Genomic DNA, 19,246 nt, shown 5'->3' on the forward strand with positions numbered 1-19,246 from the left:
GCTAGTCAGCCCTGCCAGCGCTCGCGGTCGGCGGTCTCGTCCTCGTCGTACTGGTACTCGTCGATCAGGCCGCGGCGAGCCTGGGAGGCGCGCTTGCGCTCGGCGGCCGAGCGGCGCGTCGTGCGGCTCAGGCGGGCGTCGGTGCCGCGCGCGGAGTCGGTCGGGTCCACCCCGGCGCCGGTCAGCGGCTCCCAGTCGAAGCTGATGCCGCCGATGGTCACCGTCGCGCCCTCGACGGCGCCCGCGTCGCGCAGGGCGTCCTCGACGCCGGCGCGCGCCAGGCGGTCGGCCAGGTAGCCGACGGCCTCGTCGTTCTCGAAGTCGGTCTGCATGATCCAGCGCTCCGGGCGGTCGCCGAGCACGAGGAAGGCGCCCGGCTCCTCCGGGTCGGGCACGACCTCGTACTCGCCGCGGCCCTTCCTGTCGACGGCGCGCGGGCGCAGCACCTGCGCCTCCACCTGCGGGCGCGCGCTCTCGCGCGCGGCGCGCTCGGCGCGGGCGGCGTCGACAATTTCCAGCAGCTTGTACTTCAGCGGCTCCAGGCCCCGGTGCGCGACGGCGGAGATGATGAAGACGGGCCAGCCGAAGCGCTTTTCGAGCTCCGGCAGGACGAACTCAGCGAGCTCCTCGGCCTCGGGGACGTCGGCCTTGTTGAGCACGATCACGCGCGGGCGGTCGGCCAGGTCGCCCAGGCCGGAGTCGGCGGCCAGCGCCGAGCGGTAGTTGGCCAGCTCGTTCTCGAGGGCCTCGATGTCGCTCACGGGGTCGCGGCCGGGCTCGAGGGTGGCGGTGTCGACGACGTGGACGAGCACGGCGGTGCGCTCGATGTGGCGCAGGAAGTCCAGGCCGAGGCCCTTGCCCTCGCTCGCGCCCGGGATCAGGCCGGGCACGTCTGCGACGGTGAAGGTGTCGTGGCCGACGTTGACCACGCCGAGGTTCGGCTGCAGCGTGGTGAAGGGGTAGTCGCCGATCTTGGGCCGCGCCGCGGAGAGCACGGAGATCAGCGAGGATTTGCCCGAGGAGGGGAAGCCGATCAGGCCGACGTCGGCGACGGACTTCAGCTCCAGGACGAGGTCGCGCTGCTCGCCGGGCTCGCCCTTGAGCGCGAAGCCGGGGGCCTTGCGCTTGGCGGAGGCCAGCGCGGCGTTGCCCAGGCCGCCGTAGCCGCCCTCGGCGGCCATGAAGCGGGTGCCGGGCTCGGTCAGGTCGGCCAGCTGCTCGCCGTCCTCGGTGGTCACGACGGTGCCGACGGGCACCTGGAGGACGAGGTCCTCGCCGCGCGCGCCGTTGCGGTTGTCGCCGGCGCCGTTGGCGCCGCGCTCGGCCTTGATGTGCGGGCGGAAGTGGAAGTCGAGCAGCGTGTGGACGCGCTCGGAGACCTCCAGCAGGATGTCGCCGCCGTGGCCGCCGTTGCCGCCGTCGGGGCCGCCGAGCGGCTTGAACTTCTCGCGGTGGGTCGACGCCGCCCCGTGGCCGCCGTCGCCGGCGGTCAGGTGCAGCACGACGCGGTCGACGAAACGGGCCATGGTGGGACTCTCCTGGTTCTCTCGGGCGGCTCGCCTGCAGGTGACGCACGCGAGCCTACAGAAGAGCGCGGGCCCGCCCGGTGAAGGCGGACCCGCGCTCTGCGGTATAAGTGGACCGGGTGTTACGCGGTCGCGGCCTCGGTGGCCTCGGCCTCCGGGGCGGCCTCGAGGGACACCTCGTCGACGTTGACCACGCGACGGTTGCGCTTGGTGGAGAAGCGCACCTCGCCGGCCTTCAGGGCGAAGAGCGTGTCGTCGCCGCCGCGGCCGACGTTCTCACCGGGGTGGAACTTGGTGCCGCGCTGGCGGACGAGGATCTCGCCGGTGTTGACGAGCTGGCCACCGAAACGCTTGACGCCGAGGCGCTTGGCGTTGGAGTCACGGCCGTTGCTGGAGCTGGAAGCACCCTTCTTGTGTGCCATGTGGAATTCCCTCCTTCGCGGGAAAGTTTGCGCGCTCTGGGCGTCTTACTTGATGGAGTTGATCTTGAGGACGGTCAGCTTCTGACGGTGACCGACGCGGCGCTTGTAACCGGTCTTGTTCTTGTACTTCATGGTCTTGACCTTCGGGCCCTTGGTCTGCTCGACGATCTCGGCGTCAACGCTGACACCCTCGAGCTCGGAGGCCTTGGCCTTGACGTCGGCGCCGTCGACGAGCAGAACCGGGGAGAGAGCCACGGCCGTGCCCGGCTCACCCTCGATCTTCTCGACCTTGACGAGGTCACCTTCAGCGACCTTGTACTGCTTGCCGCCGGTCTTGACGATCGCGTACATAGGCGGGCTACCCCTTTAAAAATCTCGAATCTCGGTTCAGGATCCCGTCGACGGGCCTGACTGGTACATGATGTGTTCTGGTGCGCCGGACCCTCCCGTGCGGAGGGCGCGGAAAATCCACGCGGGGCCGAAAGGCCCGTCCGGAGCAGCGACTGTCAAAGACTACCCCGGGCACACGCGAAAAGACAAACCACGTTCCGCCCGGGGTGCGCCCCGACTAGCCGCGCCGACGCGTCGCGCGACGGCGTCCGCGGCGCCGCCCGTGCTGCGCGCCGGACTCCCGGCGGGGCTCCTCGCGGGCCGGCTCGGCCTTGCGCTTCGGCTCAGCCCTGTGGTCCGGCTCGCGCTCCGTACGACGCGTGGTGCGGCGCACGGCCCGGCGGCCACGGCGACCGCGACGCCCGCGGACGACCTTCGTCTCCGTGGACGAGGCGTCCTCGGCGGAGTCCCCGGCGTCGGAGTCGGCGTCGGAGTCCGAGCCGCGCCCGGCGCCGTGCCCGGGCTCGCGGTGCTCCGGCTCGGGCTCCTCGGTGAAGTCCTCCCGGCGCGGCCGGTGGTCCGAGCGCGAGTTGCCGCGGGTGCGGCGCCTGCGGCGCGGGGACTTCTCGAACTCCTCGAGGGCGGTCTCGTAGTCCGCGCCCGAGGGCTCGTCCGGGTCCTCGGCGTCGGCCTGGCTCAGGGCGTGGTCGACGATGCGGGTGATCTCCTCTACGCCCGCGTCGCCGCGCTCCTCGGTCCGGTCCGCGGAACGCTCGCGACCCCGGCCCCGACCGCGCCCACGGCGGCCGCGCCGGCCGCGGCGGGCCCGCGAACCGCGGCCCTCGCGCTCCTCGTGCGAGTCGTCCGAGCCGCGCGAGTCCCGCTCCGGCGCCTCGTCCCCGGCGGCCTCGTCGCCGCCGGCCACGACGCTGGCGGCCAGCTTCTCGAGCTCCTCGTCGGAGGCACGCCCCGCGCCGCGCCCACGGCGCCGGCGCGACGGACGCCCGTCGTGCGCGGCGTCGTCAATCTCCTTGGTCTCCTTGCGGCGCGGGTCGCCGGAGCCGTGGCCCTTGTCGCGGTCGTGGCGGCGACGGTCGCGCTCCTCGTGGCGGCGCGCCTTGTCGTCCTCCTCGACCGGGTCCTCGTGCAGGATGATGCCGCGGCCGTCACAGCACTCGCAGCGCGTGGAGAAGGTCTCCAGCAGGCCGGTGCCCAGGCGCTTGCGGGTCAGCTGGACCAGGCCCAGCGAGGTGACCTCGGAGACCTGGTGGCGGGTGCGGTCGCGGCCGAGCGCCTCGGTCAGGCGGCGCAGCACCAGGTCGCGGTTCTCCGGCAGCACCATGTCGATGAAGTCGACGACGATCATGCCGCCGATGTCGCGCAGCCGCAGCTGGCGGACGATCTCCTCGGCGGCCTCGAGGTTGTTGCGGGTGACCGTCTCCTCGAGGTTGCCGCCGGAGCCGGTGAAGCGGCCGGTGTTGACGTCGATGACGGTCATCGCCTCGGTGCGGTCGATGACCAGCGAGCCGCCGGAGGGCAGGAAGACCACGCGGCCGAGCGCCTTCTGCAGCTGCTCGTCGATGCGGTGCACCTCGAAGGCGTCGCGGTTGCCGTGCTCGCGGCGGTCGAAGCGCTCGAGGCGGTCCTCGAGGTCCGGGGCCACCGAGTGCACGTAGTTCTGCACGGTGTTCCAGGAGCGCTCGCCGTCGACGATCAGGCGGGTGAAGTCCTCGTTGAAGAGGTCGCGGACCACCTTGACCAGCATGTCCGGCTCCTCGTAGAGGGTCACCGGGCGCGAGCCCCTCGACTTCTTCTCCCGCTTGGCGGCCTCCTGGATGTCCTCCCACTGGCGGTGCAGGCGGCGCACGTCGGCGGCGATGGCCTCCTCGGGCACGTTCTCCGCGGCGGTGCGGATGATGGCGCCGCCGTGCTCGGGCATGACGTGGCGCAGGATCTGCTTGAGGCGCTTGCGCTCGGGCACGGGCAGCTTGCGGGAGATGCCCGCGCTGCGCCCGCCCGGCACGTAGACGAGGAAGCGGCCGGCCAGCGAGATCTGGGTGGTCAGGCGCGCGCCCTTGTGACCGACCGGGTCCTTGGTGACCTGGACGACGATCTGGTCGCCGGACTTCAGCGCCTGCTCGATGCGGCGCGAACGCCCGCCGAGCCCCGCCGAGCGCCAGTCGACCTCGCTGGCGTAGAGCACGCCGTTGCGGCCCTGGCCGATGTCGATGAAGGCGGCCTCCATGCTCGGCAGCACGTTCTGCACGCGGCCCAGGTAGAGGTTGCCGATGATCGTCGACTGCGTCTCCGAGGTCACGAAGTGCTCGACGAGCATCTCGTCCTCGAGCACGCCGACCTGCACGACGGTGCCCGGGTGGTCGCTGCGGGTGCGCTCGCGCACGACCATCTCGCGCTTGACGGACTCGCGGCGCGCCAGGAATTCCTCCTCGGTGAGCACGTGGCGGCGCTGGCGGGCCTCCTCGCGACGCTCGCTGCGGCGGCGGCGCTTCGCCTCGAGGCGCGTGGAGCCCTTCAGGGCCACCGGCTCGTCGGGCAGCTCGCCCTCGGAGCCGTCGAGCGCGTGCTCGACGGCGCTCTCCGCGTGGTGGGCGTGGGCGTCCGCGTCCGTGTCGGCGTCGTCGTGGTCGTCGTTGTCGCTTGCCGACGTCGCGCGGCGTCCGCGACCGCGGCCCGTGCCGCGGCGGCCGCGGCGACGGCGCGAGGAGCGGCGGGAACGCGGCGCGTCGTCGTTCTGCCCGGCGTCGTCCTCTGCGTCGGGGTTGTCCTCGGCGTCCGAGTCCGAGTCGTTGTCGGCGGAGTTGTCGGAGTTGTCGTCCGAGCTGTCGTTTTCGGAGTCGGCGGAGTTTTTGTCGGCGGAGTTGCTGTCCGCCTCCTCGCCCGGGGAGAGGAAGACCGGAGAGTCCGCGTCGCGGCCGGCGGCCTTGTCCTTGAGCTCGTCGTCGACCTTGCGCTCGATCTGGTTGATCTCGTTGGCGACGTTGTTCTCCACCTGGACGCGGATGTTCGCCAGCTCGGCGTCGTCCCGGTCGTCGGTGGTCTCGGTGGCCTCGTCGGCGGTGTCCCCGGTCTTCCCGGAGTCGGCGACCTGGCCCTCGGTCCGCTCCTCGGCGGCCTCGGCCTTCTCGGTCTTCTCGGCCTTCTCGGACTTCTCCGGCTTCGTGGTCTTCTTGGCCCTCCGGGCCCGCTTCGCCTTCTTGGGCTCCTCGGTCTTTTCGTCCTTATCGGCGGCAGGTGCGGCGGCGGCCGCGTCGAGGACACGGTTCGCCTCCTCGCGGGAAAGGGAGGACTGGGCGACCTTCTTCAGGCCCAGCTCGGCCAGGGCGTCGACGAGCTCACGCGAGGAGAGCCCGATCATCTTGGCCAGGGCGTGGACGCGGGTCTTCTCCCCCAGCTGCGCGCGGTCCAGGCGAGCGGCGAGCGTCGCGTTGGCCTCCGGGACCGACACGGTCTCGGCGGCCTTCTCCGGGGTCTTCTCCGTGGTTTTGGCGGCGGTCTTCTTCGACGACTTCTTGGCGCCCTTCTTCGAGGCGTCCTTCTTCGCCGTCGCCTTCGTGGCCTTCTTCGTGGCCTTGCGGGTGGACTTGCGGCGGGTCTTCTTCGCCGGCTTCCCGGGCTCCGCGGCCTCCTCGGCGACGGGCGCGGACTCGGCGGCGGTGGTCTCGGCGGCCTCGCCGGCGGGACGCTTCACGGAGCGCTTGCGGGTGCGCTTGGTGGCGCGGCGACGGGTGCCGGCCGACTTCTTCTCCCCGGTCTTGTCCGGGGCCTGGTTTTCCGCGGTGTCCGGGGCTTCTTCAGTTTTCTTCTTCGGGCTCTTCGCCACGGGAATGTCTCCTTGTGCTCTGACGGTCGCCCGGCGCGCGCGGGCCCGCGGGGACCCGCCCCGGGCGCAGACGGTCCACCTGGACCGCCGCCGCCGCTCGGGACGCGGGACCCCGGCCCGGGCGTCTCCTCTTCGAGGGAGGGCCGACCGTGGGCGGGTTGATTATGAGTCTGTGTGGCGGGGCCGTGCCCCGCGTGCGGCGGGGCGCACCCGCCTCGTCCACCATTCTGACACACGCCCCGGCATTTGGCCGCGGGGCGCGGCCCGGCGCGCGCCCTGATCTCCCCGCGCTACCCTGGCCCCGATGAACACCGAGCCCGCCCGCCGCAGCCCCGCCACTCCCCCGGCCCTCCCACAGGCGCTGGCCCCCTCGGCGACGGTGACCTCGATCTTCGCCGTCGGCGCCGGGGTGTCCACGGCCGCGATGCACCTCGGGGCCTCGGTGGTGGGCTTCGGCGTGCTCGCCGTGATGTACATCGCCATCTACCTCGCCGAGCCGCGGGCCCTCGCCGAGGGCGAGGGCTACGACATCAAGACGCTGGCGCCCACCGACTTCAACGGCAAGGCGTTCCTGCTGCCCGCCGCAGTCACCCTGCTGGGCCCCGCGGTCGGCCACCTGGTGCCCGCCGGCGCGCTCGACCTGCCGCTGTGGGTGCCCGCCGCGGGCCTGGGCGTGGCCTCCGGGGCGGCCGCCGCCCTCGCGCTGCGCGCCGGCTACCGCCGCAAGAGCCGGGCGGGAAAGCGCCGGCTCCAGGCCATCGTCGCCGCCGGCGACATCGCCGACGTCACCGACGCCCGCCTGGGCGCGGCCGAGGCGCACCTCGACGTGCTCGGCGCGCTGGTGCGCCTCGGTGCGGTCGACGGCATCCGCGTGCGCACCTGGCTGCTCGGCCGGGCCCTCGGGGTTGCCGAGGAGGACTCCGCCGAGGCGCTGGCCCCCGCCCTGCGGGAACTGCGCGCCGAGGGGCTCGTCGCGACCTCGGACATCGACGCCGGCGACCGCCGCGCCGAGGTCTTCGTCGAGCTGACGCGCACCGGCGCGCGCACGCTGCACGCGCTGCACGAGGGGCGCTGACGCGCCGACGGCGACCACCGGGGCGTCGGAAATTGTGGGCGAAAGCGCACATGGAGGCCGCCCCGCCCCATAGGCTCGGGGCATGGCAGACGAATCGTTCTTCGTGCGCACCGGCGCGCACACCTTCGAGCCGACCGCGCACGCCGGCGGCGCCTGGTCCGACGAGGACCACCACTTCGCCCCGCTGGCCGGGCTGCTCGTCCACGAGATGGAGAACGCGCAGCGTGCGGGCGCGCCGGGCCAGCTCGCGCGCGTGAGCTTCGACATCCTCGGGCGCCTGCCGTTCACCGGCTTCGAGGTCGCCGTCGAGGTGGTCCGACCCGGGCGCACCATCGAGCTGGTGCAGGCGACCATGACAAGCGGGGACCGCCCGGTGCTCACCGCGCGGGCCTGGTACCTGGCGGCCTTCGACTCGAGCGCGGGCGCCGGGGTCGAGGAGGCGCCGATCGAGCCGCCGCACGCCGGAGAGGAACGCGACATGACGGCCACCTGGCCGGGCGGGTTCATCGCCCAGATCGTCTCCCGGCAGGTCTCCACGCCGCGGCCGGGTGCGTCGACGACGTGGATCACCTCGCCGAACACGCTGGTGGCCGGGGAGGACAGCCACGACGTCGCCGAGTTCATCGCCCGCGTCGACGCGGCCAACGGTGTGGCCCCGCGCGGTGAGCCCGGCGAGTGGGCGTTCCCGAACGTGGACCTGACCGTGCACCTCTTCCGGCGCCCGGACCCGCAGTGGACGGGGCTGGACACCACGGTCTCCTGGGGCCCGGACGGGGTGGGGCTGACCAGCTCGGTGCTGCACGACGTCCACGGGCCGGTCGGCCGGGCCAACCAGTGCCTGACGGTGCGCAGGGCGTGAAAAACGCCCCCGCGTCAGGCGGGGGCGTGGGAGGTGCGGATCAGAGGTTCGGGAACCAGATGCCGATCTCGCGCTCGGCGGACTCCGGGGAGTCCGAGCCGTGGACGACGTTCTCGGCCACGGACAGGCCGAAGTCGCCGCGGATGGTGCCCGGGGTGGCCTTGGATACCGGGTCGGTGCCGCCGGCCAGCTGACGCCACGCCTCGATGGCGCGCTCGCCCTCGACCACGCCGGCGATCAGCGGCGCGGAGGTGATGAAGTCGACCAGCTCGCCGAAGAACGGCTTGTCCTTGTGCTCCTCGTAGTGCTTCTCGGCCGTCTCGCGGTCGGTCACGCGCAGGTCGAGGGCGGCAAGCTTGAGGCCCTTGGCCTCGATACGGGAGATGATCTCACCGACGAGGCCGCGCCGGACGCCGTCGGGCTTGATGAGGATGAGGGTGCGTTCAGTCATGGCCGTCACCCTACCGGAGCACCCCCTGACCCGCCGCACCCGGAGGCCCGCCCGGACCCGCGCGGTCCCCCGGATTGGTGGGGCCGCACAGGCGCCGCAAAAGAATTCGCCGCGGTTTAACCCGGACGTAACCCCGGGGTGGTCGGCTGACGGGCATGACTCTGATTTCCCCCATCTCCGGGCGCCGCGTGACCGCCGGCGTCACCGCGGTCACCCTCGCCCTCGGCCTCGCCGTCGTCCCCGCCGAAGCGCAGGAGGGCTCCAGCGGGCTGCCGCACCGCGCCGAGGACCTGATGATCACCCCCGGTCCCGACGAGACCAGCCTGAACCTGTCCTGGCGCAGCTCCGGCACCGGCACCGAGTACGTGCAGATCGCCCCGGCCGGCGAGGACCTCGAGGCGGCCGAGCAGGTCCCCGCCGAGCAGAAGCTGAACTCGCGGGTCGGCCAGTCGCGCAAGGCCACCGTCACCGGGCTCGAGCCCGAGACCGCCTACACCTACCGCGTGGGCAGCGACGACGCCGGCTGGAGCGAGCCGGCCGAGTACACCACCGAGGCCTTCGACGGCGCCTGGAACTTCCTCTACGTGGGCGACCCGCAGATCGGCGCGAGCGGCGACGCCGCCGCCGACGGCGAGCAGTGGCGCCGCACCATGGACACGATGACCGCCGCGCACCCGGACGCCTCCTGGCTGCTCTCCGGCGGCGACCAGGTCAACCAGTTCAGCTTCGACGAGTACGACGAGTTCCACAGCCCGGGGCAGCTGCGCAGCCTGCCGACGACGACGATCATGGGCAACCACGAGGTCTTCGCCCCGCAGCTCTTCGACGAGCAGTTCAACGTGCCCAACCGGGCCGCCGACGCGCGCAACTACTACTTCGAGCACAACAACGCGCTCGTCGTCGCGCTCGACTCCAACGCCATTGGCCCCCAGATCCAGCGCAACGTCGACTACCTGCGCCAGACCGTCACCGAGCACGGCGCGGACAAGGACTGGGTCATCGTGACCTACCACCACGCGCCGTTCAGCCAGGGCTACCACTACTTCGACCCGGACGTCACCGCCCAGCGCGAGGCCTACGCGCCGGTGCTCTCCGAGCTCGGCGTGGACCTGGTGCTCAGCGGCCACGACCACATCCACACCCGCACCCACCTGATGGAGGGCCTGGAGCCGGTGGTCCCGGAGGAGGCCGCCGGCCCCGGCGACGTGCTGCACCCCGAGGAGGGCCAGACGGTCTACCTGACCGGCAGCTCCTCGACCGGCTCGAAGTTCTACGACCTGGCCGGGCCGACCCGCGCCGACCGCCACGAGGGGATCACCCGCGAGGAGGCCGCCGAGCAGGGACTGCCGCACGAGTCGACCGCCTGGTGGGACCAGGACTACACCCCCGACTACAGCAGCGTCGAGGTCGACGGCGAGACGCTGAAGGTGACCACCCGCAACGTCGCCGACGGCTCGCTCGTCGACGAGTTCACCCTCGACCGCTCCGGTGCGCCGGACGAGCCGGGCGACGGGGACGACGGGGACCAGCCGGGCCACGACGGTTCCTCCGGTTCCTCCGAGGGCGGGGCCATCGCGGCCGGCGTGCTCGGCGGGCTCACCCTGTTCGGGCTGCTGGGCGCGCTCATCGCGGTCCTCGGCCAGCCCGGCACACTGGCCGACGTCGACGCCCGCACCCGCGACTTCCTCACCCGCCTGGGCGTGATCTAGCGCGCCGCGGGACCGGTCGGGCGCGCGGGCCGGCCGGTCAGCGCCCGCCCCGCTCGCCGGAGTAGGTGCCGTCGGAGTAGAACTCGCCGTCCCCGGTCTTGATGCGCACCGTCGTGCCCAGCGGCTCGCCGGCCAGGAACTTGTCCTCGAGGTCGTCGACCTCCCGGCGCCAGCGGAAGGTCTTCCACCCGTCCTTGAACCCGGCGTCCCCCGGGTCGGTGAAGAGCAGCGCGACGTGGTAGTCGGTCAGCAGGTAGAGGAACGCCCGGTTGTAGTCCACGTCCACCGTGTGCCCGTCCGGGGCGAAGGTCCACAGCTCCCCGGTGTCCGCCATGTGCGAGTAGCGCTCGTGGACCTCGTCGATGTGCCTGCGGTTGAACTCGTAGCCGGAGAGCCACCCCGCCATCGAGGTGGAGCCGGAGCCGGCGCCCGTGTCCGTCGGCACCGGGTCGGGCCCGCTGAGCAGGCGCCAGGCGATCGTGCCGAGGACCCCGACGATCGCGAGCACCGCGACGACGCCCACGGCGAGCACGGCGAGCGCACCGCGGCGGGTGCCGCCCTGCTCCCCCTCGGGCCCCGTGGCCCCGTCGCCGCCGGGTCCCCCGTCGGGGAGTTCCTGGAGTTCTTCGTCGGCGGACATGGCCTGCCGTCCTCTCGCCGTGGTCGCTGGTGCGGGCGGCCTGACGGAAAAACACTGTCGCCCGACAAAAGAATAACCCCCGGGGAGGACCGGGGGTGCAGGTTCCGCGCGCGGAGGCGCGGCGCGGGGACCGCCTACATGTGCTGGGTGGTCAACAGCCCACGGCGCATACGCTCGATGAGGTTGGAGCGCAGGTAGAGGATGTAGGCCCACACGGCGATGAACAGCAGGGCGACGATGCCCATCGACGGGTGGATGAGGAAGCCCGCCAGGGCTACGACCTGCAGCACCACAGTGGCAGTGATCGCCCAGCTGTACCGCTGCAGAAAGGCCAGCACCAGGAAGGCCAGCGAGAGCACCGTCACCGATACCCAGTTGACGGTGGTCCAGTAGGCGCCCCCGTCGACGCGCAGGATGACGGTGAGCACCAGCGCGAAGCTGATCGCCTCCATGACCAGGGTGCCGGCCATCACGCCGCGCAGGCCCTTGAGCGGGTCCTTCTCCGGGGCGTGCCCCGGGCCCAGCGGGCCGTACTCGACCCCGGCGGTCTCGTTCGCGGGCCTGTCGCTCACGCGGGCTCCTTTCCGAAGAGGGTGCGGGCCTCACCGGCGGTGACCACCGAGCCGGTGACGATGACGCCGGAGCCGGACTGGATGTCGGCGTCCTCGGCCAGTTCGAAGGCCAACTCTACCGCCCCGGGCAGGGCCGCGGCGACGTGCACGCGCTCCTCGCCGAAGATCTCGCGGGCGATCTCCGCCAGCGACTCGGCGTCCAGCGCGCGCGGCGAGGTGTTGGCCGTGCACACGATCTCGCTGAGGTGCGGCTCGAGCTCGGTGAGGATCCCGCGGACGTCCTTGTCCGCCAGGATGCCGACGACACCGATGAGGCGGCGGAAGTCGAAGTCGCGCTCGAGGGCCGCGCCCAGGGCACGCGCGCCGTGCGGGTTGTGCGCGGCGTCGATGAAGGTCGTCGGCGTCGAGCGCACCCGCTCGAGGCGACCCGGCGAGGTGACCTGGGCGAAGCCGCGGCGCACCGTGTCCTGGTCGAGCTGGCGGCCGGCGCCGGCGCCGAAGAACGCCTCGACGGCGGCCAGGGCGACCGCGGCGTTGCGCGCCTGGTGCTCGCCGGACAGGGGCAGGAAGATGTCGGTGTACTCGCCGGCCAGGCCCCGGATGGTCAGGGTCTGCCCGCCGACGGCCACGCCGGCGGACTCCACGCCGAACTCGACGCCCGCGCGGGCGACGGCGGCGTCGACCTCGACGGTGCGGCGCAGCAGCACCTCCATCGCCTCGGGCTCCTGCTCGGCGAGGACCGCGATGTTGTCCGGCGGGGTCAGCAGGTCGTCGGCGTCCCAGCGGGACTTGATGATCCCGGCCTTCTCCCCGGCGATCTCGGCGACGGTGTCGCCGAGGTACTGGGTGTGGTCCAGGCCGACGGGCATGACGACGGCGACCTGGGCGGAGACGACGTTGGTGGCGTCCCAGCGCCCGCCCATGCCGACCTCGACGACGCCGACGTCCACCGGCGCGTCCGCGAAGGCCGCGTAGGCCATGGCGGTGAGCACCTCGAACTTGCTCATCGGCACCCCGAAGCGCTCGTCGACCATCTCGACGTAGGGTTCGATCTCCCGCCACGTCTCCACGTAGCGGCGCGGGTGCACGGGCACGCCGTCGATGGCGATGCGCTCGGTGACCTGCTGCAGGTGCGGGCTGGTGGTGCGCCCGGTGCGGCGGTGGAAGGCGCGCAGCAGCGACTCGACCATGCGCACCACGGAGGTCTTGCCGTTGGTGCCGGCGACGAGGATGACCGGGTAGGCGTTCTGGGGCGAGCCCAGCAGGTCCATCAGGGCCTCGACGCGCTCGAGGGTCGGGTCGATCTTCGTCTCCGGCCAGCGCCGGTTGAGCTCGGCCTCGACCTCGGCCAGGGCGGCGAGGTCCTCCTCGGTGACGGGTTCCTCGATGGCGACGTCCTCGGCGGGACCGGCCTCCTCGGCCATGTCGATCGGCAGGCTCAGGCCCGTCTCGTCGAGGTGCACACCGGCCGAGGCGTCGGCCCCGGCGCCGAGGTTCTCCTCGGCCTCCTCCAGGCGGTGCAGCTCCTCGGCGGTCAGCGCCTCTCCGGCGAGCATCGCCTCGGCGAGCTCGGCGTCGCTGCGCTGACGGGCGCCGTCGGCGCCGGGCGTCGAGCCCGACGCGGCGTCGTCAATCGAACCGTCGTCTGCCATCAGTTCATCGCCTCCAGACGCTGACGGATGCGGGCGACCTCCTCCTCGGCGATCACGCGGCGCTCACGGATGCCGTTGACCACCTTCTCGGGGGCCTTGTCCACGAAGTTGGGGTTGTCGAGTTTCTTGCCCGTGGTCTCGAGCTCCTTCTCGGCCTTGGCCAGCTCCTTCTCCAGGCGCTTGCGCTCGGCGGCCTTGTCGACGGTGCCGGAGGTGTCCAGCGCGACCTCGACGGTGGCCTGGTTGAGGCGCACCTCGACCGAGGCGGAGGCGTCGAAGTCCTCGCCCGGGGCCTCGACGCGGGCCAGGGAGCGGATCAGGTCCTCCTGGTCGGCCAGGTCGGCCGCCGCGAAGTCGAGGCGGGCGGGCACCTTCTGGGAGGGCTTGACGCCCTGGTCGGAGCGGAAGCGCCGGATCTCGGTGATCAGGGTCTGCGCGTCGGCGATGCGGCGGGCGGCGACCTCGTCGGTGGTCGCACCGCCGTTGGTGTCGGCCACGCCCGGCCAGGAGGCAGTCATCAGCGACTCCTCGCCGGTCAGCGCGGTCCAGAGCACCTCGGTGACGAACGGCATGGCCGGGTGCAGCAGGCGGAGCAGCACGTCGAGGACGCGGCCCAGGACGATCTTGGTGTTCTCGCCGACGACGTTGGCGCCGTCGCGCGGGATCTGGGTCTTGGCGATCTCGAGGTACCAGTCGCAGAACTCGTCCCAGGCGAAGTGGTAGAGCTCCTCGTTGGCCTTGGCGAACTGGTAGTCGTCGAAGTAGGCGTCGACGCGGCCGCGGACCTCCTCGAGGCGGTCGAGGATCCAGCGGTCGGCGTCGGTGAGCACGTCGCGGTCCGGCAGCAGGTCGACGTGCGCGCCGTTCATCAGGGCGAAGCGCGCGGCGTTGAAGAGCTTGGTGGCGAAGTTGCGGGAGCTCTGCGCGTGGTCCTCGCCCACCGGCAGGTCGACGCCGGGGTTGGCGCCGCGGGCCAGGGTGAAGCGCAGGGCGTCGGCGCCGTAGCGCTCGACCCAGTCCATCGGGTCGATGCCGTTGCCCAGCGACTTCGACATCTTGCGGCCCTTCTCGTCGCGGACCAGGCCGTGCAGGAAGAGGTCGGTGAACGGGATCTGCGGGCGGGACTCCGCGCCCTCGCCGAGGATCTCCGGGGTGATCTTGGCGGCGAAGGTGCCGAACATCATCATGCGGGCCACCCAGAAGAACAGGATGTCGTAGGCGGTGACCAGCACGGAGGTCGGGTAGAACTTCGCCAGCTCCGGGGTGGAGTCCGGCCAGCCCATCGTGGAGAAGGGCCACAGGGCCGAGGAGAACCAGGTGTCCAGGACGTCCGGGTCCTGCTCCCAGCCCTCCGGCGGGGTGTCGTCGGGTCCGCAGCAGACCATCTCGCGGTTGCCCTCGGCGTCGGCCGGGCCGTACCAGATCGGGATGCGGTGGCCCCACCACAGCTGGCGCGAGATCGTCCAGTCGTGCATGTCGTCGACCCAGTCGAAGTAGCGCGGCTCGAGGTTCTTCGGGTGGATGGTGGTGTCGCCGGAGCGCACCGCGTCGCCGGCCATCTTGGCCAGCTCGTCGACCTTGACGAACCACTGCAGCGACAGGCGCGGCTCGATCGGCTCGCCGGAGCGCTCGGAGTGGCCGACGGAGTGGACGTAGGGGCGGACCTCCTTGACGATGCGCCCCTGCTCGCGCAGCGCCTCGCGGATCGCCTCGCGGGCCTCCTCGCGGGTCAGCCCGTCGAAGCGGGTGCCGGTGCCGTTGATCTTGCCGTCCTCGTCGATGACCTGCGGCATGGGCAGGTCGTGGCGCAGGCCCATCGCGTAGTCGTTCGGGTCGTGGGCCGGGGTGATCTTGACGGCGCCGGTGCCGAACTCGGGGTCGACGTAGTCGTCGGCGATGACGGTCAGCGTCAGGTCGTCGCGGAAGGGGTGCGGGAAGGTCTGGCCGACCATGTCGGTGTAGCGCTCGTCGTCCGGGTGGACGGCGACGGCGACGTCGCCGAGCATCGTCTCGATACGCGTGGTGGCGACGATGATGTGCGGCTCGTCGTCGTTGAGCGAGCCGTAGCGGAAGCTGACCAGCTCGCCCTCGACGTCCTTGTAGGTGACCTCGATGTCGCTGACGGCGGTGCGCAGCTCGGGCGACCAGTTGACCAGGCGGTTGGCCCGGTAGATCATGCCGCGGTCGTAGAGCTCCTTGAAGATGGTCTGCACGGCGCGCGACAGGCCGTCGTCGAGGGTGAAGCGCTCGCGCTCCCAGTCGACGGAGTCGCCGATGGCGCGCATCTGCTCGAGGATGCGCCCGCCGTACTGCTCCTTCCACTCCCAGACCTTCTCCACGAACTCCTCACGGGTGTAGTCGTGGCGGGTCTTGCCCTCGGTCTCGGCGAGCATGCCCTCGACCTTGGACTGGGTGGCGATGCCGGCGTGGTCCATGCCGGGCAGCCAGAGCACCTCGAAGCCCTGCATGCGCTTGCGGCGGGCCAGGCCGTCCATGAGGGTGTGGTCCAGCGCGTGGCCCATGTGCAGCTGGCCGGTGACGTTCGGCGGCGGCAGCACGATGGAGAACGCCGGCTTGTCGCTGGCGGGGTCGGCGTGGAAGTAACCGCGGTCCTGCCAGCGCTGGTAGAGCTCGGCCTCGTGCTCCTTGGGGTCCCAGCTCTTGGGCAGCAGGTCGGCGCGGTTGTCGGTGTGTGCGGCGTTCTGGTCAGTCACAGCGACCAATCATAGCGGCCGGGTGTGCGCGTTAACGCGCCGGTCGGCGCCGTCCGGCGTGCGCGTGTGGCCCGTGCTTGACGACGCCCGCGTATGACCCCGGCCACTGCGCACGTGCGGCACGTTCGGGGTCACGTAAATACCACAGGTGACTTTCCCGCGCTCGGCGCCCACCCGGAACGGGGGTAAGGTGGCTCCTCGTGACTGATTCGTCGATGAAGAGGGAAGAAAACAAGGCACAGAACCCGGGTGCGCATCTGCCGGCGGTGGCCAAGCACGACCCGAAGTGGGTCAGCGTGGTGGGCACCTCGCGGCGGTACAACCGCAATCTCATGCTCGTGGTGCTGCTGATCGCGCTGGCGATGTCGCTGATCCAGGTAAGCTCCGTCAACGTGGCGCTCAGCTCGATCGCCACGGCCACGGGGGCGTCCTCCACGGAGCTGCAGTGGATCCTGTCCGGCTACGCGCTGGCCATCGGTGTCGCGCTGGTGCCGTCGGGGCGTCTGGGTGACCTGATCGGGCGTGCGGAGCTGTTCACGGCGGGCATGGTGTTGTTCACGCTGGCCTCCACGGCCTGCGGCCTGGTCAGCCACGCGGGCGTCCTCAACGTGCTGCGCGTGCTGCAGGGGCTGGCCGCGGGCGTGTTCTCCCCGCAGATCACCGGCATCATCCAGCAGTACTTCCGCGGCCAGGCGCGCGCGAAGGCCTTCGCGCTCTTCGGCTTCGTCATCTCGGTCTCCGTGGCGCTCGGCCCGGTGATGGCCGGCGTGCTCATCCAGCTGCTCGGCGGGCAGACCGGCTGGCGCTCGACGTTCCTGATCAACCTGCCGCTGGGTGTCGCCGGCGTGGTCGCGGCCCTGATGTGGCTGCCCTTCGGCGCGGAGCGGCGCCGCCGCGACGCGGGCAAGGGCTCGCACCTGGTGGCCCGGCGCATCGACCTGGACCCGGTGGGCACCGTGCTGCTGGTGCTCACGGTCGTGATGATCATGCTGCCCTTCGTCACCCGCAACCACCCGATGGTCTGGCTGCTGCTGCCGGCGGCCCTGTTCACCGGCGCCTGCTGGATCCTCTGGGAGCGCCGCTACGCCGCGCGCGGCAAGGACCCGATGGTGGACCTGCGGCTGTTCACGCTGAGCTCCTTCAGCTACTGCAACGCGGTGGCCGCCCTGCAGTTTCTGGGCATCACCTCGGTCTTCGCCCTGGTGGCCATCTACCTGCAGCAGGGCCTGGGCCGCTCGGCGCTGCTGGCCGGTGTCATCGGCCTGCCCAACGCGGCGTTCTCCGCGGTCTCCTCGCTGTGGTCCGGCAGGTACGCCATCAACTACGGCCGCGGCCTGCAGGTCTTCGCCGTGGGCATGATGGCCCTCGGCGTGACGCTGGCCGCGGGTGCGGCCTTCATGGTCCCGCAGGGCTGGTCGGTGTGGTGGCTGGCCGTCGGTTTCGGCGTGCAGGGCGTCGGCCAGGGCATGATGGCCTCGGTCAACCAGACCCAGGCGATGCTCGACGTCCCGCCGGCCCAGGGCGGCGTGGCCGGCGGTGTGACCCAGACGGTGCAGCGCATCACCACCGCCATCGGCAACGCGATGATGACGGGCATCTTCTTCGCGCTGGCCGCCGGCGCGGGCGGCGCCGCGGTGGGCGCGGCCGAGTCCGTGCGCGCCTGGTCCGACGCGATCGCGGTGGCCTACCTGACCATCGGCGCGATCATGGTGGTCTGCCTGGGCGTGGCCGTGGCCTACTGGCGCACCGGCCGCCGCGGCGGCAGCCACCAGGCCGTCACCGTCCGGGCGGAGTAGGCCGCACCGGGGTCCGGGGCCCGGGGTCAGCGCCCGACGGTCGCCTCGACCACGCCGTCGACGCCCTCGACGGCGATGCGCACCGTGGCGATGCCGTCGGGGTCGACGGTCACGGTCTCCTCGACCAGGGGGCCGGGTCCGTCCGCGCGCCGTTCGACGCGCACCCGGGCGAGCTGCGCGGCGTCGGCACCCGCGAGCGCCGGGTCGAAGGGGACGGTGACCTCGGCCAGGAGGCTCAGGTCCCCGGGGGTGCCGTTTTCGGCGTCGAGGGCGGAGTACTCCACGTAGCGGAAGACGCCGACGTTGTGCGCGGCGCGGTAGCGGCGGGTCACGCGCACGAAGCCGTCCTCGTCGGCCTCCAGGCCCGGGGCGACCAGCGGGTCGAAGCTGACCGCGCGGCCGGCGTCGGTCTCGCGGAAGACGCCGATGCCGCGGGCCATGCGGTCGCGCAGGGCGTAGTCGGAGTCCGGGTCGGCGGCGATGGCCAGGCCCACCGCGGTCGAGGCCGTCGGCAGCGGGGAGCGGTGCACACGCCGGCCGAAGCGCTCGCGCAGCATGCGCGGCACCAGGGGCAGCGCGCTGGCGCCGCCGACGAGGTAGACGCCGGCGATGTCGGTGTCCGTGAGCGTCTCGTCGGTGCCGACGATCGGGGCGAGCACCTCGAGGGTGCGCTCCACCAGCGGGGTGGCCCGGGCGTAGAAGTCCTTGACGGGCACCACCGCGACGTCCTCGTCGTCGCCCTCGCCCAGGTCGAGCACGATGCGGCGGGTCTGCGGCTTGATCTGCTCCTTGGCGGTGCGCGCCTCCTCGAGCAGGCGGGTGCGCACGCGGCGGCCCAGCGCGTCGCCGTCGCGGCCGGCGATCCCGAGGGCGCGATCGAGCAGCACCTCGTCGAAGTCGTCGCCGCCGAGGCGGTTGACGCCGAGGGAGTGCTCGACGTGGTGGACGCGGCCGTCGATACGCAGCAGCGTCGCGTCGAAGGTGCCGCCGCCGAGGTCGTAGACGATCACGGAGCTGCGCCGGCTGTTGAGCGTGGTGCCGTGGCGGTGGGTGTACTCGAACGCGGCGGCCGAGGGCTCGTTGACCAGGCCGATGACCTCGGCGCCCGCGCGCGCGAAGGCGTCGATGGTCAGCAGGCGCTGCGCGCTGCCGGCGTGGGCGGGCACACCGAGCATGATCTCGGGCGCGGCGTCCTCCGGCTCACCGGCGAGTCGCTGGTGGGCGCGCAGCGTGGCGATGACGTCCGCGGCGAAGGCGGCGAGCACCTCGCCGAGCGGGCGGGTGGTCGAGCCGATGCGCACCGGGGTCTGCCCGGTGGCGTGCTCCCCGCCGAGCAGCCGCTTGAAGGAGCGCGCCTGGGCCGTCGACTCCGAGAAGACGGCCTCCCAGCCGGTGAGCAGCCCGCCGGCGCCGTCGAGGGCGACCACGGAGGGCAGGTAGTCGTGTGAGTCGCCCGCCGGGTCCACGACGGGGACGACGGGATAGTTGCCGCGGTCCACGACGGCGGCGACGGTGCGGGTGGTTCCGAAATCGACCCCGAATCTCATGGTCCAAAGGCTATCCCGGTTCAGCGGCCGGGACCCGTCGACGCGCCCCGGGTGCCGGGGCGCAGATACGCCACACCCCCGCGGGACGTGCCTGCGGGGGCGGGTGCGGGAC

14 protein-coding genes are annotated in these 19,246 nt (G+C 72.2%); 4 read left to right on the top strand and 10 right to left on the bottom strand.

What is annotated here, in order from left to right:
- Positions 1 to 5 precede the first annotated feature (5 nt).
- The 4 genes from obgE to CFRA_RS08905 form a co-directional block, all read right to left on the bottom strand.
- Entirely contained in the window at positions 6 to 1,526 is a 1,521-nt protein-coding gene (gene obgE / locus CFRA_RS08890; protein ID WP_075664360.1) for a GTPase ObgE, read from the bottom strand.
- A gap of 122 nt (positions 1,527 to 1,648) precedes the next feature.
- Positions 1,649 to 1,948 (bottom strand): 50S ribosomal protein L27, encoded by a 300-nt coding sequence (rpmA, locus tag CFRA_RS08895; RefSeq protein ID WP_075664361.1) that lies wholly within the window; start codon positions 1,946 to 1,948, stop codon positions 1,649 to 1,651.
- Between the two features lie 45 nt (positions 1,949 to 1,993).
- On the bottom strand, positions 1,994 to 2,299 hold the full coding sequence (gene rplU, locus CFRA_RS08900) for a 50S ribosomal protein L21 (RefSeq protein WP_075664362.1): 306 nt from the start codon (positions 2,297 to 2,299) through the stop codon (positions 1,994 to 1,996).
- A 217-nt stretch (positions 2,300 to 2,516) separates the two neighbouring features.
- Complete coding sequence (locus CFRA_RS08905; protein WP_415684279.1) at positions 2,517 to 6,119, bottom strand: translation initiation factor IF-2 N-terminal domain-containing protein; 3,603 nt, start codon at positions 6,117 to 6,119, stop codon at positions 2,517 to 2,519.
- A gap of 304 nt (positions 6,120 to 6,423) precedes the next feature.
- On the opposite strand from CFRA_RS08905, the gene CFRA_RS08910 reads away from it, so the two are divergent.
- Together CFRA_RS08910 and CFRA_RS08915 are read left to right on the top strand one after the other, a co-directional pair.
- Positions 6,424 to 7,194: a hypothetical protein gene (locus tag CFRA_RS08910; RefSeq protein WP_156887998.1), complete on the top strand. Its 771-nt coding sequence runs from the start codon at positions 6,424 to 6,426 to the stop codon at positions 7,192 to 7,194.
- A gap of 82 nt (positions 7,195 to 7,276) precedes the next feature.
- Positions 7,277 to 8,053, top strand: coding sequence for a thioesterase family protein (locus CFRA_RS08915; protein ID WP_075664364.1), 777 nt, complete (start codon positions 7,277 to 7,279; stop codon positions 8,051 to 8,053).
- A gap of 40 nt (positions 8,054 to 8,093) precedes the next feature.
- Here the strand turns inward: CFRA_RS08915 and ndk are convergent, their stop codons facing one another.
- Entirely contained in the window at positions 8,094 to 8,504 is a 411-nt protein-coding gene (gene ndk, locus CFRA_RS08920; RefSeq protein ID WP_075664365.1) for a nucleoside-diphosphate kinase, read from the bottom strand.
- A 155-nt stretch (positions 8,505 to 8,659) separates the two neighbouring features.
- Between ndk and CFRA_RS08925 the strand changes: the two genes are divergently transcribed.
- A complete protein-coding gene (locus tag CFRA_RS08925; RefSeq protein WP_075664366.1) occupies positions 8,660 to 10,213 on the top strand; it encodes a purple acid phosphatase family protein in 1,554 nt (517 codons plus the stop codon).
- A gap of 37 nt (positions 10,214 to 10,250) precedes the next feature.
- On the opposite strand, the gene CFRA_RS08930 is transcribed toward CFRA_RS08925, so the two are convergent.
- The 4 genes from CFRA_RS08930 to CFRA_RS08945 form a co-directional block, all read right to left on the bottom strand.
- A complete protein-coding gene (locus CFRA_RS08930; protein ID WP_075664367.1) occupies positions 10,251 to 10,853 on the bottom strand; it encodes a hypothetical protein in 603 nt (200 codons plus the stop codon).
- A gap of 134 nt (positions 10,854 to 10,987) precedes the next feature.
- Positions 10,988 to 11,425, bottom strand: a complete 438-nt coding sequence (locus tag CFRA_RS08935; protein WP_075664368.1) for a DUF4233 domain-containing protein — start codon at positions 11,423 to 11,425, stop codon at positions 10,988 to 10,990.
- Positions 11,422 to 12,981, bottom strand: coding sequence for a bifunctional tetrahydrofolate synthase/dihydrofolate synthase (gene folC / locus CFRA_RS08940; protein WP_075664979.1), 1,560 nt, complete (start codon positions 12,979 to 12,981; stop codon positions 11,422 to 11,424). Before folC ends, CFRA_RS08935 begins: the two co-directional genes overlap by 4 nt.
- Positions 12,982 to 13,076: 95 nt before the next feature.
- Positions 13,077 to 15,791, bottom strand: coding sequence for a valine--tRNA ligase (locus CFRA_RS08945; RefSeq protein ID WP_211272323.1), 2,715 nt, complete (start codon positions 15,789 to 15,791; stop codon positions 13,077 to 13,079).
- Positions 15,792 to 15,991: 200 nt separating this feature from the next.
- On the opposite strand from CFRA_RS08945, the gene CFRA_RS08950 reads away from it, so the two are divergent.
- The gene (locus CFRA_RS08950) at positions 15,992 to 17,587 is read left to right on the top strand and encodes an MFS transporter (protein ID WP_245797545.1); all 1,596 of its coding nucleotides are present in this window, start codon (positions 15,992 to 15,994) and stop codon (positions 17,585 to 17,587) included.
- Between the two features lie 26 nt (positions 17,588 to 17,613).
- On the opposite strand, the gene CFRA_RS08955 is transcribed toward CFRA_RS08950, so the two are convergent.
- On the bottom strand, positions 17,614 to 19,134 hold the full coding sequence (locus CFRA_RS08955) for an Hsp70 family protein (RefSeq protein WP_075664371.1): 1,521 nt from the start codon (positions 19,132 to 19,134) through the stop codon (positions 17,614 to 17,616).
- Positions 19,135 to 19,246: the final 112 nt, after the last annotated feature.

The sequence above is a fragment of the Corynebacterium frankenforstense DSM 45800 genome (assembly GCF_001941485.1).
In the GTDB taxonomy this organism is placed as follows: domain Bacteria; phylum Actinomycetota; class Actinomycetes; order Mycobacteriales; family Mycobacteriaceae; genus Corynebacterium; species Corynebacterium frankenforstense.